We start from the raw sequence: 14,818 nt of genomic DNA on the forward strand, positions 1-14,818 counted from the left end.
ATTAATCTAAAATGTAGTCCTTTAGGGCACTTAAGTAGCAGGGAGGAGTACCCAAGAGGCTAAAGGGGACGGACTGTAAATCCGTTAGCTAAGCTTTCACTGGTTCGAATCCAGTCTCCTCCACCAATTTTAATTAAAGAAAATACATGCGGAAGTGGCTCAGTGGTAGAGCATCGCCTTGCCAAGGCGAGGGTCGCGAGTTCGAATCTCGTCTTCCGCTCCACAGATTCTTATGAAGAGTATATATTCTTCATTTTTTTAACTAATATAATAGCTTTATAATCAATTGTGCGGGTGTAGCTCAGTGGTAGAGCCCCAGCCTTCCAAGCTGGTTGCGAGGGTTCGATCCCCTTCACCCGCTCCATTTGTACCCTTAGCTCAGCTGGATAGAGTGTCTGGCTACGAACCAGAAGGTCGGGGGTTCGACTCCCTCAGGGTACGCCAAAAAGACATGACTTTCCATCAATGGGAAGTTATGTCTTTTTCTATATATAAATACAGCCTATAGACAAAGTTATAATAGACGGGACATTGTAATGATCTGTGCGCTGTTTTTTATTAACTATCAATATATGTTCCAATTTCAGGAGGGTAGATTATAGATTGATTTCTATGGTCTATCCTTATTATTTTACTCCCCATACTTTACCATAGTTAAAGAAAAAGTATCATGAAATAGAATTAATTATAGTATAATTTGATTATAAAAGGTCGAGACAATGCTTTCGGAGATTAATCTGAGGGCATTTTTAAGTTTTTGGCTACATTTATACTCTCTAGTAATATTGCAAATATAAAATAGAATGGTTTTTATTTATAGTTATTAAGGAACTTAAAGAAGTATAAAAAAGAATCGGGGGCAAGCCCCGATTCCATTATTCTAAATCAGAAGAAATCACAGTTAAAGAAAATAATCACTAGAATTAAAAAGAAGAATAGTAAAGAAGTGTCCATACCACATTCTCCACCAAACCAACTGCCACGCACTTTATTGTCAGTCATAACAAATACCTCCGGATTAAAATAAGAAATGATTAATTATTATATTAGGATCCTTTAGGTCCTAATATATTATATGGTAAATGATGCTAAAGTGTTAATTATTATTTTAAAAAGAGTGATATAGTGAATTAATGCAGATAAAAGCCTATATAGAAAAAAGTATCACTACTAGGAGTATGAGGAAATTAGTTGAAATGAGGTTCTATATAATCATAATAAATATACTCATAAATGATATCAAAAATTTATGAAAAATCAATTAAAGATGAAGAAAAAATTCATATATTTAGAAATGAAATTTAAAATAGAAATATCAAAGGGTTTGGAATAATCAGAAATATATAAGAAAGACATGGACTAATTATAATGTTAATATCTTATAAATTAGACATATATTTTGAGACATGTTTCATAAAATATACAGTAATAATAGGATGTATTGTAAATGAATTATTATCTATAGCTGAGAATACATAGTTAATTAGAGTATATCTCTCTATAATATCTCAAGCTATTGATATATTGAGAAAGGAGAATAAGAATGAAAGTATTTTTAGATGCAGGCCATGGAGGCAAAGATCCAGGAGCATTAGGCAATAGTTTACGAGAAAAAGACATAAATTTATCTGTAGCTTTAAAAGTAGGTGAAATTTTAAAAAGATACAATATAGATGTGCTATATTCAAGGACTACAGATATATTTATAGAACTTTCAGAAAGAGCGACTATGGCTAATAAAGCTAACGCAGATATATTTATATCTATACATTGTAATGCAGATGAAAGTGTAAATGCTAAAGGTGTGGAAACATACAGTTATCCTAGCAGCAGTAAAGGTACTACACTAGCAAAATATATTCAAGACAGCATACTACAAAATAAAGTATATACATTAGACAGAGGAATAAAAATAGCTAACTTTGCAGTATTAAGGCAAAGTATTATGCCAAGTGCATTAATAGAATTAGGATTTATTACTAATATAGAAGATTGTAAAATTCTAAGAGGTAAACAAGATGAATTAGCTTTAGCAATATCTAAAGGAGTTTTAAATAATCTGGGAATCAAAGAAACTATAGATGTAGAAAGCTATAGTGTCTGGGCAAAGGAAGCTATGGGATGGGCAATAAAATTAGGTCTAACTGATGGAACAAGTCCTAAGGAACCTATCACATTAGAAAGATTTATAACAGTTCTCCATAGATATAATAAGACTCTAGAATAATCTAGGATATTTTGTTTTAAATAGAGAAGAGACCTATTTAAAGGTCTCTTTATATATATGGGGGTGTTTTATCTATTTGGGTGAATTAAGATAACGAACTTTTGATAAGGCATGTATAATGCCTAATATTATTATATTAATTTAACTAAATTATGTGAAACAAATATCTAATGTATAGGATAAAAGTTAATTTTGTAAATAAGTTACGATTAGCTTAAAAGGCTGAGAGTTAGATTCTCCTAGATACTCTATAATATTTATTGAAAGAATGTAATATATTTTTTTGCATTTATATGGTAGAATCCTGATATATTGTACATCAATTTTAAGATGTAAATTTATAGATTGTTTATAGAAGGGAGTGAAGAGATGAAAACATTAATATTTAATGGTTCTCCAAGAAAAAATGGCGATACTGTGAGTCTAATAAATATAGTCTTAGAAAATTTAAGAGGTAAGTATAAAATTATCAATGTATATGATAATGATATTAATATTAATCCATGTATTGATTGTAGATATTGCTGGGAAAGTGAAGGCTGTTGCATAAATGATGGAATGCAGGAGATATATAAATATATAGAAGAGTGTGATAATATTTTAATTGCTTCACCAATCTATTTTTCAGAATTAACAGGAGCTTTGTTAAATATAGGTAGTCGCTTACAAACATATTTCTGTGCCAGATTCTTTAGAAAAGAAAAACCGATTAAAAAAGCAAAAAAAGGTGCAGTGATTGTTGTAGGCGGTGGAGATGATAATATTAATAAGGCTTATGATACTGCTTGTTGCTTACTTCGTCATATGAATGTCTATGATATTTTACCAGTAGTATTTAGTCATAACACAAATAATAAACCTGTTAAGGAGGATGAAACAGCGTTATTAGGAGTAAAAAGTATTTTAAGATACTTTAATGAGTAATATTTTATTATAAGCAGCAACCTATTTTAAGGAAGATGATTCGCATAGTGCATTAAAACGTTTTTCAAATAACATTATCAATAAAAAGGACAGGCAGACGGTCATAACTCGGCTGTCCTCATTGCAATGTAATTGGGATTAGCTTTAATGGATATAAAATCACTCATATCAAGTGAATACTCATAATTTTATAAATTAGGATTCAATTGTTTCTCCACATGACAGATAAAACAGATTGGATATTTGTTGTGATAGAAACTGAAATGCTTCTGTTCCTGTGCAATGACATGTATAGAATTGGGTTTGGAGGTACTTTTTCAACTCTTGTGCAATATCATTTAATAAGGCTGTAGATACAGTTTTTTTAGTCAATGGATTAAATAAATGATAGCCGCCAATACATAGTTGTGGATGATATGATTTGGCTTTTTCCATAATATTCACAATACCTGCATGACCACATCCCATTATAAGTGCTGTTTGGCTTTCTTTAATGATTAAGTTGTGTTCGTGCAAAAAATCATCTTTTTGACCTTTTGCAAATAGAGCATCATTCGCTTTAGAATAACATTTATCTGTGTGGCTTACAGTAAACAGGCTTAACTCATCATCAATTTCGTAGTCACCTTCGACTAAGACAACCTGTGGATGGTTTTCAAGTCTATCGTCAATACCAATATTCATTTTCAGAAAAATGAACTTGCTATAATGTGGCTCAAATGCTTTCTTTTGCACATAAATTTTAGCAGTTGCGTTGATTTGCAAAAAGCAACTTAAAGCTCCACCGTGATCCATATGCCCATGTGAGATAATAACTGTGTCAACCTTAGAAAGATCAATACCTCTTGTTTTAGCATTATCAAAAATAGTATTGTCAGGACCTAAGTCAAATAGAATTTTATGATTTTGTGTTTCTATGTATAATGATAAACCATGTTTGGCTTTTAATTCACATTTAGTTTGATTCTCAACCAATACCGTAATTTTCATACTGTTCCTCCATGCAAGATTATATAAGTTCGCTTTATAAGTGTATATCGTTTAAAAAAATTTACTTGGTAATATATATGAAAAGTTTACCATAATAAAATGAATGCTTCAAGATCGAATTTGTGACATTGATAGGGGAGCTAAGAAGCCTTCCAGAGATAGGTTAACTATGTATAGTGGTAGATTTGATTATAATCTTTATATAGTATGAAAAAATAGACAATCTTCCCTGATTTAATAATTCAATTATTTGATTACAACTTTCATCTAGAAACTAGTTTACATAAATAAATTTTAAAAATATTTTTATTTTCTCTTGACTTTAGTTAAATACCACGCTATACTAATTATAATTTAAAAATAACGCTTTGATAGAAAGAGTAGTTTATTGAAGATGTTATAGAGAATCGGTGATGGTGGAAATCCGATATAAATCAATAAGCGAAGAACATTCTTGAGCATCTAACCGAAATTGTAAAAGAGTAGGCCTAGACGGGGATAGCCTGATATCGACTATAGAGTATCGACTGTAAAGTCCGTACTTATTTAAGTGAGCTTATTGCTAACTAAGGTGGTACCACGGAATTTAACCTTTCGTCCTTTATTTGGATGAAAGGTTTTTTTATGACCTAACACAACGAACGTTAGGTCCTAACGGACACCACTGAATTATATCCTAAGTAGCAATTGAATAGGTTTGAATTGTGAAACTGCGTAAAATAATCTGAAGAAGGCAAACAAATGGAACAGTTCTTTTCGTTTGTTATTATGAATTTTAAATTAGGAGGAAAAAAGATGAGACAGTTAAACCCAAGAGAAACTCAAATAGCAATAAAAGAAATAAAAGATTATTTTGAGAGAAAATTATCAGAAAAATTAAATTTAATTAGAGTATCAGCTCCATTATTTGTAACACCAAAGAGTGGATTAAATGATAATCTTACAGGAGTAGAAAAAGCAGTGTCTTTTGAAATGAGAAAATATAATGAGAAGATTGAAATAGTACAGTCTCTAGCAAAATGGAAGAGATTAGCATTAAAGTGGTATGGATTCCATATTGGTGAAGGGCTTTATGCAGATATGAACGCTATACGTCCAGATGAAATTTTAGATAATATACACTCTATTTATGTTGACCAATGGGATTGGGAGAAGGTAATAGGAAAAAGTGATAGAACGACAGACTATTTAATTAAGATAGTAAAAGATATATATGATGTTTTTAAAGAAACTGAAAGATATATAGATAGTTTATATCCGAAAATTTTTACCCACAAATTACCAGAAGATATAAAGTTTATTACTACTCAAGAGTTGGAGGATCTATATCCTAATGAAACTCCAGAGAAAAGAGAACACCTTATAACAGAAAAATATGGAGCAGTATTTCTATCAAAGATTGGACGAAAATTGAATTCAGGTAAACCTCATGGAACAAGATCTCCTGATTACGATGATTGGAACTTAAATGGAGATATTATATTTTGGAATCCTACAACAAATTCTGCTTTAGAATTGTCCAGTATGGGAATAAGAGTTGATGAGGAAGCATTAAAAGAACAATTAAAAATAGCTAATGCTGAAGAAAGAAAATCCTTAGAATACCATAAGCAATTGTTAGATGGGGAATTACCAGCTACAGTTGGAGGTGGAATTGGTCAGTCTAGAATATGTATGTTTTTTTTAGAGAAAAAACATATCGGAGAGGTTCAGGCATCAGTTTGGACAGAAGAAATACTACAGGAATGTAGGGAGAATAATATATTTCTATTATAGAAATATATTATTGAATCATTATAGAAAGTTGTTTTGAAATCCATTGAGAGTCAAGTTCTTTTGAAGAGTTAAAATTATAGGAGTTTATACTTAAAAAGAAGTATTTATAATTAAATAAAGGATGGGGATACTGATGTTTGAGTTCAAAGATTTTGATTTTCTAACAGATGGTGAAATAGATTTAAAGATAGAAGATAAAACACCTTCCAATGATGAAAAAGGTTATGTACCTGCATATAAATATAGAATTACTATACACAATTCAGATGATAGTATAGGTAATATTGATATTCGTATTGGATACAATGAGAACATATACTATGGCGGTAATATAGGCTATAGTATTATAAAAGTTCATAGAGGAAATAGTTATGCATCAAAGGCTTGTAGAATTATTAAACAGGTGGCAATTGCTCATGGAATGGATAGATTGATAATAACCTGTAATCCAGATAATTTTCCATCTCGAGCAACTTGTGAGAAAGTAGGTCTTAAACTTAAAGAAATAATAGATTTGCCACCTTATAATGAAATGTATCAAGATGGAGAGAGGCAAAAATGTGTATATGAATGGATTTTTAAATAATAGTTCTTCATAATCTTTTTACTTCATATATTAATAGGTAGTCTAGATTTAGGTTTAAACTTGACTGCCTGTTTTAGTTCATATGATACTATAACTAAATTAATATTAATTGCATTTGTATAAACGTATACTTTACATTATACTATGTAAGTAGGATAAAATATTATTTTGCTCAGACAAGGGGGGAATAAATTGAAAAGAAATGTAGTAATTCTGCTTTTAATATTAATTTTAGGTGGGACTATTGGTGGATTTATTTATTATGAACAATATATAAGTCCTAGTCAAAAAGTAATTGCATATTCTGACGATTTATATTTAATTGTTGAAGATCAGGAGGTAGATAGTGAAGATGCAGTGCTATTTTATGAGGATATATTGTATCTTTCATTTCCAACTATTGAATATTTTGTAGATAATGATATATTTTATGATGATTCAGAAGAAACATTAATAATTACTGATAAAGAAAAGGTTCTTAGATATAAATTAGATGATACGACTGCAAGTATTAATAACAAAGAATTTTTTATTACAAATGTAATAAAAAATTTAATGAAAAAATATATATTCCTATAGATATAATCTTAAAGAATTACAGTATAGATATTAGTTATTTTGAAGAAACAAATGCTGTTGTACTTGATTACGGTGACATACTTTATTTAAAGGGTGAAGTTATTGGAGAAGATGCTGTAATAAGAAGTAATTTGGATATAAAATCGCCTATTGTAGCAAAAGATATCAATGCAGGAACTATTTTAAATGTATATGCAGAATATGAATCTTGGTATAAAGTAAGGACCATAGACGGAATACCAGGATTCATTGAAAAAAAATATTTAAAAATAAATTATACTAAAGATTTGTTTAAAGTAGAAAAATCTATTGAAGAAGACACTCAAGATATAGGTAGAGAAATTATAAATTTAACTTGGGATTATACCTATAGAAAGATACAAAATGCAGAAGGAATAGATGAAATTCCTGGCATTAACATAATATCACCAACATGGTTCTCTATTATAGATAATAATGGAAATATATTAGATAAAGGAAATATAGAGTATGTGAAAAAGTATAATGAGTTGGGCTATGAAATTTGGCCATTAATTAATAATAATTTTGATCCAGATTTAACTCATGAACTTTTATCTAAAAGCAGCATAAGGGAAAAATTGATAGCAGATATATTAAATCTTTATGGAGAATATGGAGTTCAAGGGATTAATATTGATTTTGAGAATGTGCATCTAAAGACTAAGGACTTTCTTACTCAATTTTTAAGAGAGTTATATCCGGTATTTAAAGAGGCTGGAATGAGCGTATCTATGGATGTGACAGGTATGTCCACATCTGAAAATTGGTCTTTATGTTTTGATAGGAAAAGGCTTTCGGAAGCTGTTGATTATATGATTCTAATGGCATATGATCAACACTGGGCCAGTAGTCCTATTGCTGGATCAGTGGCAGAATATCCATGGGTTGAGAAAAGTATACTAGGTGTATTGGAATATATTCCCAACGATAAGCTAATCTTAGGAGTACCTTTTTATACAAGGTTATGGATAGAAAAGGATGGAAAATTATCTTCTCAAGCATTGTCAATGGAAACGGCTAATAAGTTTATATTAGAAAATAATATTAATTTAATTTGGGATAATAATTCTTTACAATACTATGGGGAAATAGAAAAAGATAATATTATATATAAAATATGGTTAGAAGATGCAAAATCCTTAGATAAGAAAGCTTCATTAATCCATAAGTATGAATTGGCTGGCATAGCCTCTTGGAGAAAAGGTTTTGAAACTGCTAATGTCTGGGATAGCTTGGATAGAGCGCTAAATTAATATGTAAAATAAGAAATAGATTTAATATTTAATTTATAGGAGTGATTTTATGTTTAAATATAAAGAGGCACAAATCAAGACTATGTTAGGAGATATAACAAAAATAGAGGCGGATGCTATAGTAAATGCTGCTAACAACACTTTATTAGGAGGTGGAGGTGTTGATGGTGCTATTCACAGGGTTGGAGGAAAAAGAATCTTAGAGCAATGTAAAAAGATTGGGGGGTGCCCTACTGGAGAAGCTAGAATAACTACAGCTGGAGATCTTCCAAGTAAATATGTAATACATACAGTAGGTCCAATATATAAAGATGGAATATTAGGAGAGGAAAAATTATTATATAATGCTTACTATAGTTCTCTAAATCTTGCTAAGGAATATAATATCAAAACAATTGCCTTTCCATCTATATCGACCGGAGCATATGGTTATCCCATTGAAAATGCTATGAAAATTGCAATAAAATCAGTTATAGATTTCATTGATAAAGAAGAGACTGATTTAGATATTACCTTTGTTCTTTTCAATAATGATGATTTTTTACTGTATAATAATTATCTAAATGAGAAATTATTACAATTTTGATATATATTTTATGTTGACTTTATTTTCTAATTATTATACTATAAGTGGGACGTAAGTTTTTGCAAAGGGGTGTTTAAAATATTCTCAGACTCTCATAAAATTATTGCATCGAAAATATATGATAATGTATTTGATATATATGGTTTAAAATTAGATAAAGAAAAATTATTGTGGGGATCAGTATGTCCTGATATGCTGCCTCAATATAAATTTATTAGACATTATAAAGATGAAAGCTTAAATTATATTGCTAAGGAAATCATGAAGGTCATATTTATTAGTAGATATCTAGAATTCAATAAAATACTAGATCCATTAGCAATAAAAATATTGAGTAAAAAAATAGGAATAATCTCTCATTATTTAAGTGATTATGTGTGTCTTCCCCACGCGAATAGATGGACATTTATGGATAGTATGATAAAACATATAAAATATGAATCGCAATTAAATGATTTTGCGATAAATCATGATTTTAAAAAGAATGTAATTAATATTGATGATTTGGATATATATGATATTCCTACAACAAAGTTAAGAAATACTATAAAAGAATACATTGATAAAGTTGTAGAAGAATATTCATTAAAAATAGGTTTTAAGAATGATTTGAATTTTGCACTCTCTCTAAATCTAAAAATATCCTACTTCATATTAGATACTATTACAGCATATTCAGATGAAATAGATAGTCATTTTGCGTTAGAGTTTTAATTTTTAGATATATTGCTATAAACAAACCTTTTAAATAAAAATTTAAAAGGTTTGTTTTTTATTTTAGGACCATCTTTCTAGTTGGAGTATTATAACTTTTATTATATACTATTAGTGAAGATATTGAGGAGTGAAATTATGAGAAAAAAGTTAATAAAATATTTTAGTAGAGATTATTATAATTATAATTGCTTTTGTATATTTTTTTTCAAGATATAATATGTACGATACTTCTTTACAAGGTAGTTTAAGAGTAAATACAGACGAAAATCCAGTAGAAGTTAATAAACGATCTAAGCTCTATTTAGAGCTTGAAAAAGGATTGCTGGAGGGCAAGGAACGAATAGATATTAAAAGCATGGCTTTATTCAAAGACCCTAAAGAGATATTTAATGTTTTAGAAGAAATATCTAATGAGAATCCTGAGATAATGTATTATAAAGCAGCTGAATATCAGTTTGGGAATTTAAGTCTTTTTTATTCAAAATCCAAGAAAGATATAAATAATCATCAAAAGGAAATACGAAAGATAAGAGAGACGTTTATATCAAATTATATATTACCAGAGATGTCTGATTATGAAAAAATATTAACCATACATGATTATATTATTAATAACAGTAAATATGATGATAAACTATTTACAAGTGGAGTAGTACCCCCTGAGTCCTATTCTAGTTATGGGATATTAGCATTGGGGCGTGGTGTATGTGAAGGATATGCGAAATCTATGAAATACTTATTAGATGGTATAGGAATTGAATCCGTGATAGTAATCGGAGAATCCAAGGGAGAAAATCATGCGTGGAATCTAGTGAAAATAGAAGATGAGTATTACCATATAGATGCTACTTGGGATGACCCGGTGACAAGTGATGGCTCTGATATAATAAGATATAATTTTTTTAATTTAAATGATGATGAAATATCTAAATCACATACTTGGAATAAGGAAGACTATCCATCTGCAAATGGAGAAAAATATAATTATTTTAAATATAATGACCTTATTGTAAATGGAAAAGATGAATTGAAAGATCAAATAAGAAATATTCTTTTAAAAAGAAAGTCACATTTATTAATAAAGATAAATAATTTCAATAATGAAAACATATTATTAAATGAAATTATTGAAAATACTGTGTATGAAAATTATAAATTAATAAGCTTGAAGAGTTATTCATACTCTGTTGACGAAGAATATGGTATAGTAAGTTTTGAGTTTTATTATTAGATAAGATATGTAAGGAGAGTTGATTTATGGACAAAAAAATTAAGATTACATATTTATTTTTAGGAGTAGGTATAGGTATTATTATTGCTAGTACTTTGTATTCATTTTATCCTAAGATTGAATATATAGATTTGACCGACGATATAATAATGGAAAGAGCAAGAGGTCTAGGGATGGTTGGTTTAAAAGAGAGCATAGATGTAATAAATATGGAAGAGTTAGCAGATGAAGAAAATACTATGGAATCAGCAAATGATGAAATGAAGGAAGTACCAAAAGATATAGAAGAAATAAAGGTAGAGGTAGGAGAGAGAGAAATTGTTGTGGAGAGCGGTTCTAGTCTAACTAGGGTTTCAAAGCAGCTTTACAATGCAAACTTGATAGATAATATAGATGAATTTATTTTATTTGTCAAAGATAAAAAATTAGATAAAAAAATTGTTACTGGGAGATATAAAATTGAATTAAATAGTTCCTATGATGAAATAATAGAAATTCTAACTAAAAGGCCCAATTAGCTATATAACATTTATCTAAGATATTAAGTTTTTGTAAAAAAACTATTATATATTTTTAATCAATTATGAAGAATTATGTAGTATAATAGTCTTTACTGTCCTTTAAAAATTTGTAGTTACAATGTTTAATACATCTAAGGATTGTCAACAATTGATAAAAAGGAGGTATTGATGTGGCAATAGCAAATAATGATATATGTAGTATCTATGATGGACTAATATATAAATTTCTTTATAAAAATGATATTAACTGCATACATATCCTCCTTAATCTATACGATTTAGAAGAAAACATTACAAATATCTGCCCCAAATACGTATCTATACATCATCTTAAAAAACATATTAGCAAATTTTTAAAGCAAAGGAAGGGTAATCATTTTATATCTTTAAATCTTGGACAACTAATTCATGAAGATATTAATCGGTTAGAATTATTTATTTATCTTGAAGGGTACAAACATGGTTATTTTAATAATTCTTGGGTAAATATTTTAGAAAAGACAACAGTAAACAATATACCTCTAGATAAATTATATAAAAGTAAATATTTGTATCATTTTGATAATACAACAAAGCAAGTGTTAGATATTAAAGCTATGATTGGTGAAGAGATTCAGGAAAGTGAAAGGCTAAATAAACATCTATATAATATTATTAAGGACTATTGTAATAAGCTGTTAAAAGGAAAAGTTTTTAATTTAAATAGACATTTAGATAAACAGTTAACGATAGAATATAATTCAAGAATGTATAGAATTAAGGAAGATGACGGTATATTAACTTTGGAGGAATTAAATAATATTTATAAAGAAATAGTAAAAGTAGTACTTAAAGATGGTTTAAAACTCTATAAAGAAGCCTACTGGTATGGGCTAAATGATAGAGTATTAAAGAGATATAGATAATAGTTAAAGGGGGAGCTTAGATGTTTATTAGAAATTATATGTTATCAAAAGGAAATTTAACTACAGTTGAATTAGAAGAAAACTTAGGTAGTGCCCTTGAGAAAATCAATGAAGGAAATTTTTTATCATTACCAGTTTTAGATGGCAATGAATTTAAGGGTATTCTTATGAAAGAAGCTGTTTATAGAAATTACTTAGAGTCTGGAAAATGTAATAAGGATGAATATTTAAGTAATACTAAAGTAAAAGAAATATATAATAACAGTTATGAATCGATTTCTGCAGATGAGAGGATTGAAAAAGCTTCTTACCTTTTGAAGGAACTCAGAACACCATTCTTACCAGTTTTTGATTCTAACAATAAATTTGTAGGTATATTAACTCATTTTGCAATATTTAATGCTTTTTCAGAGATATTTGGAATAGATAAAGGAACAAGAATTGTTGTAAATATGTTTGATTTACCAGGTCAATTAGCAAGACTTACAGATTTAATTAGAAAAGAAAATATAAATATAATAAATTTTGCTATTATGGACCCAAAAGTACTAGATTTGATTCAAGTTATACTTAGGGTTGATACCGATGATGTAGATAAATTAGTTGATAAAATTCAATCTGCAGGTTTTAAGATTGGTGAGGTAACAAAATAATAGATGAATGTATAAAAATTCCTAAAATGGATAGAATATCCCTCTAGATAGTAATCTGGAGGGATATTTATGAAAAAAGATAGAATTTTACCTATTTTCTTTTTTTTCTTTAACTTTGTTTTTGATAAGTTTTATATTTGGTTATCAATTAATGAGTAAAAAATTAAATCCAAAAAGCATTAGCAAAGTCAGTGAAAAAGAAACAGATATGTCAAAGCATTCGGGGCGAGAAATATTAAACGAGGAGAGTAGAATTTCTCCAAATACATTTATAGAAGAGAGAATTCACTATACAGCGTGTGATCATGTCGTTACAAAAGTTGAAGTAGTAGAAGATGAATTTGTTAATATGACCAGAGATGAATATACTAAATATTTGGATGAAAATTATCCAAATAAAAGAATAATTTCATATTCATCTAACAAAATAACATTAGGGATTACCAAAAATCATTTATGTGAGAACCATTATGTCGTAGGAGAGGAAGATGGTTTTATAGCTATATTTCGGATAGGAGAAAATGGTGAAAGGATAGTAGAAAAAGTATTTATAGATTATCCTATCTCACTACTAATGGAAATTGATCAAGAAAAAATAGTTGAAGGAATAGTAGTAGATAGTGAGGAAGAATTATCTGAAATTCTAGAGAATTTTATTAGTTAACTAAGTTAGAAATTCTAACTTAGTTTTTCTTTGGAAATATGATACAATAATATACATATTTATAGAAGGGAGATTATGGATGATAATTCTAGGAATTGATCCAGGGATTGCAATAGTTGGATATAGTATTATAGAGTGCAATGGAAATAATTTTAAGGCTATTGATTATGGATGTATAACAACGGACTCAGATATTTTATTTCCCGACAGGATAAAGATAATATATAATAAACTTACTGAAATTATAGAAAAATACAGGCCGGAAGATTTAGCTGTTGAAGAATTATTTTTTAATAAGAATGTAAAAACAGCAATAAAAGTTGGACAGGCCCGCGGTGTAGAAATATTAGCAGCTGTTAACAAAGGTATGAATATATATGAATATACTCCTCTACAAATAAAACAAGCTGTTGTAGGATATGGTAGGGCAGATAAAAGTCAAGTACAAGAGATGGTAAGGATATTATTGAACTTAAAAGAAAAACCTAAACCAGATGATGTTGCAGATGCTTTAGCAGTTGCTATATGCCATGGTAGTTCTATTAAATTTAAAGAATCCTTTAGAATGAAATAATATTACAGAGGGTGAATATATTGTTTGAATTTATTATTGGAGATGTAGTATCCATTAAAGAAGATTATATAGTATTACAGAATAACGGGATAGGTTACAAGATATTTACATCTACTAACTCAATGCTTCAACTTGAATTAGGTATGAGAAATGCAATGATTTTTACATACCTTAATGTAAGAGAAGATGGATTATTTCTTTATGGATTTACATCAGAAGAAGAAATTAATATGTTTAGGCTACTTCAGATGGTTTCTAAAATTGGTCCCAAAAGTGCATTAGGAATCTTATCTACACTTACACCAAATCAGATTAAGGTAGCTGTAATAAAAAAAGAGTTAGATATTTTATGTAAAGCACCAGGTATTGGTAAAAAGACTGCCGAGAGAATGGTTTTAGAACTTAAAGATAGAATAGACAAGAATATTGAGGTCGTAGAAGATAATATTAGTGGAATTAAGCCTAATGATTATCATGAAGCAATAGATGGTTTGATGTCATTAGGATATACTAGATTAGAAATAGAAAAGATTATTAGGACAATGGATATATCTAAGATGAATATTGAAGATATAATTAGAGAAGCATTAAGAAAATTATCAAAACATTAA

General features: G+C 28.7%; 16 protein-coding genes, 4 tRNA genes and 1 other annotated feature. Of the genes, 19 read left to right on the plus strand and 1 reads right to left on the minus strand.

The genetic code is table 11. The features are described 5' to 3' along the window. Positions 1 to 41 precede the first annotated feature (41 nt). The 6 genes from CIW83_RS18715 (at position 42) to CIW83_RS18740 (ending at position 3,151) form a co-directional block, all read left to right on the plus strand. A tRNA-Tyr gene (locus CIW83_RS18715) sits at positions 42 to 126 on the plus strand. Positions 127 to 148: 22 nt separating this feature from the next. After that, positions 149 to 223, plus strand: a tRNA-Gly gene (locus CIW83_RS18720). 67 nt (positions 224 to 290) lie between these two features. After that, positions 291 to 364, plus strand: a tRNA-Gly gene (locus tag CIW83_RS18725). Positions 365 to 367: 3 nt separating this feature from the next. Beyond that, positions 368 to 444, plus strand: a tRNA-Arg gene (locus tag CIW83_RS18730). Positions 445 to 1,543: 1,099 nt separating this feature from the next. Continuing rightward, positions 1,544 to 2,227, plus strand: a complete 684-nt coding sequence (locus tag CIW83_RS18735) for an N-acetylmuramoyl-L-alanine amidase (protein WP_094903995.1) — start codon at positions 1,544 to 1,546, stop codon at positions 2,225 to 2,227. Between the two features lie 369 nt (positions 2,228 to 2,596). Then, on the plus strand, positions 2,597 to 3,151 hold the full coding sequence (locus CIW83_RS18740) for a flavodoxin family protein (RefSeq protein WP_094903996.1): 555 nt from the start codon (positions 2,597 to 2,599) through the stop codon (positions 3,149 to 3,151). Between the two features lie 195 nt (positions 3,152 to 3,346). On the opposite strand, the gene CIW83_RS18745 is transcribed toward CIW83_RS18740, so the two are convergent. Next, positions 3,347 to 4,141: an MBL fold metallo-hydrolase gene (locus CIW83_RS18745; protein ID WP_094903997.1), complete on the minus strand. Its 795-nt coding sequence runs from the start codon at positions 4,139 to 4,141 to the stop codon at positions 3,347 to 3,349. A gap of 359 nt (positions 4,142 to 4,500) precedes the next feature. Next, positions 4,501 to 4,746 (plus strand) — a binding site (T-box leader). Positions 4,747 to 4,936: 190 nt separating this feature from the next. On the opposite strand from CIW83_RS18745, the gene asnA reads away from it, so the two are divergent. The 13 genes from asnA to ruvA all read left to right on the plus strand — a co-directional run bounded on the left by asnA (position 4,937) and on the right by ruvA (position 14,818). Continuing rightward, positions 4,937 to 5,917 carry an aspartate--ammonia ligase gene (asnA, locus tag CIW83_RS18750; RefSeq protein WP_143598595.1) on the plus strand — a complete coding sequence of 327 codons (981 nt, stop codon included), beginning with the start codon at positions 4,937 to 4,939 and terminating at the stop codon, positions 5,915 to 5,917. A 133-nt stretch (positions 5,918 to 6,050) separates the two neighbouring features. After that, the gene (locus tag CIW83_RS18755; RefSeq protein WP_094903998.1) at positions 6,051 to 6,503 is read left to right on the plus strand and encodes a GNAT family N-acetyltransferase; all 453 of its coding nucleotides are present in this window, start codon (positions 6,051 to 6,053) and stop codon (positions 6,501 to 6,503) included. A gap of 192 nt (positions 6,504 to 6,695) precedes the next feature. Further along, positions 6,696 to 7,082, plus strand: a complete 387-nt coding sequence (locus CIW83_RS18760; protein WP_094903999.1) for a hypothetical protein — start codon at positions 6,696 to 6,698, stop codon at positions 7,080 to 7,082. 131 nt (positions 7,083 to 7,213) lie between these two features. After that, positions 7,214 to 8,356, plus strand: a complete 1,143-nt coding sequence (locus CIW83_RS18765; RefSeq protein ID WP_158220177.1) for a glycosyl hydrolase family 18 protein — start codon at positions 7,214 to 7,216, stop codon at positions 8,354 to 8,356. A gap of 49 nt (positions 8,357 to 8,405) precedes the next feature. Then, positions 8,406 to 8,942: an O-acetyl-ADP-ribose deacetylase gene (locus CIW83_RS18770; protein WP_094904001.1), complete on the plus strand. Its 537-nt coding sequence runs from the start codon at positions 8,406 to 8,408 to the stop codon at positions 8,940 to 8,942. Between the two features lie 69 nt (positions 8,943 to 9,011). Further along, a complete protein-coding gene (locus tag CIW83_RS18775; protein WP_094904002.1) occupies positions 9,012 to 9,656 on the plus strand; it encodes a zinc dependent phospholipase C family protein in 645 nt (214 codons plus the stop codon). Between the two features lie 220 nt (positions 9,657 to 9,876). Continuing rightward, the gene (locus CIW83_RS18780; RefSeq protein ID WP_094904003.1) at positions 9,877 to 10,890 is read left to right on the plus strand and encodes a transglutaminase domain-containing protein; all 1,014 of its coding nucleotides are present in this window, start codon (positions 9,877 to 9,879) and stop codon (positions 10,888 to 10,890) included. A gap of 26 nt (positions 10,891 to 10,916) precedes the next feature. Next, a complete protein-coding gene (locus tag CIW83_RS18785) occupies positions 10,917 to 11,408 on the plus strand; it encodes an endolytic transglycosylase MltG (protein ID WP_094904004.1) in 492 nt (163 codons plus the stop codon). 173 nt (positions 11,409 to 11,581) lie between these two features. Beyond that, positions 11,582 to 12,316 carry a hypothetical protein gene (locus CIW83_RS18790; RefSeq protein WP_094904005.1) on the plus strand — a complete coding sequence of 245 codons (735 nt, stop codon included), beginning with the start codon at positions 11,582 to 11,584 and terminating at the stop codon, positions 12,314 to 12,316. A 20-nt stretch (positions 12,317 to 12,336) separates the two neighbouring features. Then, positions 12,337 to 12,969: a CBS domain-containing protein gene (locus CIW83_RS18795; protein ID WP_094904006.1), complete on the plus strand. Its 633-nt coding sequence runs from the start codon at positions 12,337 to 12,339 to the stop codon at positions 12,967 to 12,969. A gap of 151 nt (positions 12,970 to 13,120) precedes the next feature. Further along, positions 13,121 to 13,633, plus strand: coding sequence for a BofC C-terminal domain-containing protein (locus CIW83_RS18800; RefSeq protein ID WP_094904007.1), 513 nt, complete (start codon positions 13,121 to 13,123; stop codon positions 13,631 to 13,633). 79 nt (positions 13,634 to 13,712) lie between these two features. Beyond that, the gene (gene ruvC / locus CIW83_RS18805; RefSeq protein WP_094904008.1) at positions 13,713 to 14,207 is read left to right on the plus strand and encodes a crossover junction endodeoxyribonuclease RuvC; all 495 of its coding nucleotides are present in this window, start codon (positions 13,713 to 13,715) and stop codon (positions 14,205 to 14,207) included. Positions 14,208 to 14,227: 20 nt separating this feature from the next. Continuing rightward, positions 14,228 to 14,818, plus strand: a complete 591-nt coding sequence (gene ruvA / locus CIW83_RS18810) for a Holliday junction branch migration protein RuvA (RefSeq protein WP_304440627.1) — start codon at positions 14,228 to 14,230, stop codon at positions 14,816 to 14,818.

Origin of the sequence: Tissierella sp. P1, from assembly GCF_002266425.1 — a bacterium.
GTDB classification, from domain to species: domain Bacteria; phylum Bacillota; class Clostridia; order Tissierellales; family Tissierellaceae; genus Tissierella; species Tissierella carlieri.

Coding starts and splice junctions, on each gene's coding strand:
- CIW83_RS18740 (WP_094903996.1), top strand. CDS start 2,597: ATGAAAACATTAATATTTAATGGTTCTCCAAGAAAAAATGGCGATACT.
- CIW83_RS18800 (WP_094904007.1), top strand. CDS start 13,121: ATGAGTAAAAAATTAAATCCAAAAAGCATTAGCAAAGTCAGTGAAAAA.
- CIW83_RS18735 (WP_094903995.1), top strand. CDS start 1,544: ATGAAAGTATTTTTAGATGCAGGCCATGGAGGCAAAGATCCAGGAGCA.
- CIW83_RS18745 (WP_094903997.1), bottom strand. CDS start 4,141: ATGAAAATTACGGTATTGGTTGAGAATCAAACTAAATGTGAATTAAAA.
- CIW83_RS18770 (WP_094904001.1), top strand. CDS start 8,406: ATGTTTAAATATAAAGAGGCACAAATCAAGACTATGTTAGGAGATATA.
- CIW83_RS18780 (WP_094904003.1), top strand. CDS start 9,877: ATGTACGATACTTCTTTACAAGGTAGTTTAAGAGTAAATACAGACGAA.
- ruvC (WP_094904008.1), top strand. CDS start 13,713: ATGATAATTCTAGGAATTGATCCAGGGATTGCAATAGTTGGATATAGT.
- CIW83_RS18755 (WP_094903998.1), top strand. CDS start 6,051: ATGTTTGAGTTCAAAGATTTTGATTTTCTAACAGATGGTGAAATAGAT.
- asnA (WP_143598595.1), top strand. CDS start 4,937: ATGAGACAGTTAAACCCAAGAGAAACTCAAATAGCAATAAAAGAAATA.
- CIW83_RS18785 (WP_094904004.1), top strand. CDS start 10,917: ATGGACAAAAAAATTAAGATTACATATTTATTTTTAGGAGTAGGTATA.
- CIW83_RS18795 (WP_094904006.1), top strand. CDS start 12,337: ATGTTTATTAGAAATTATATGTTATCAAAAGGAAATTTAACTACAGTT.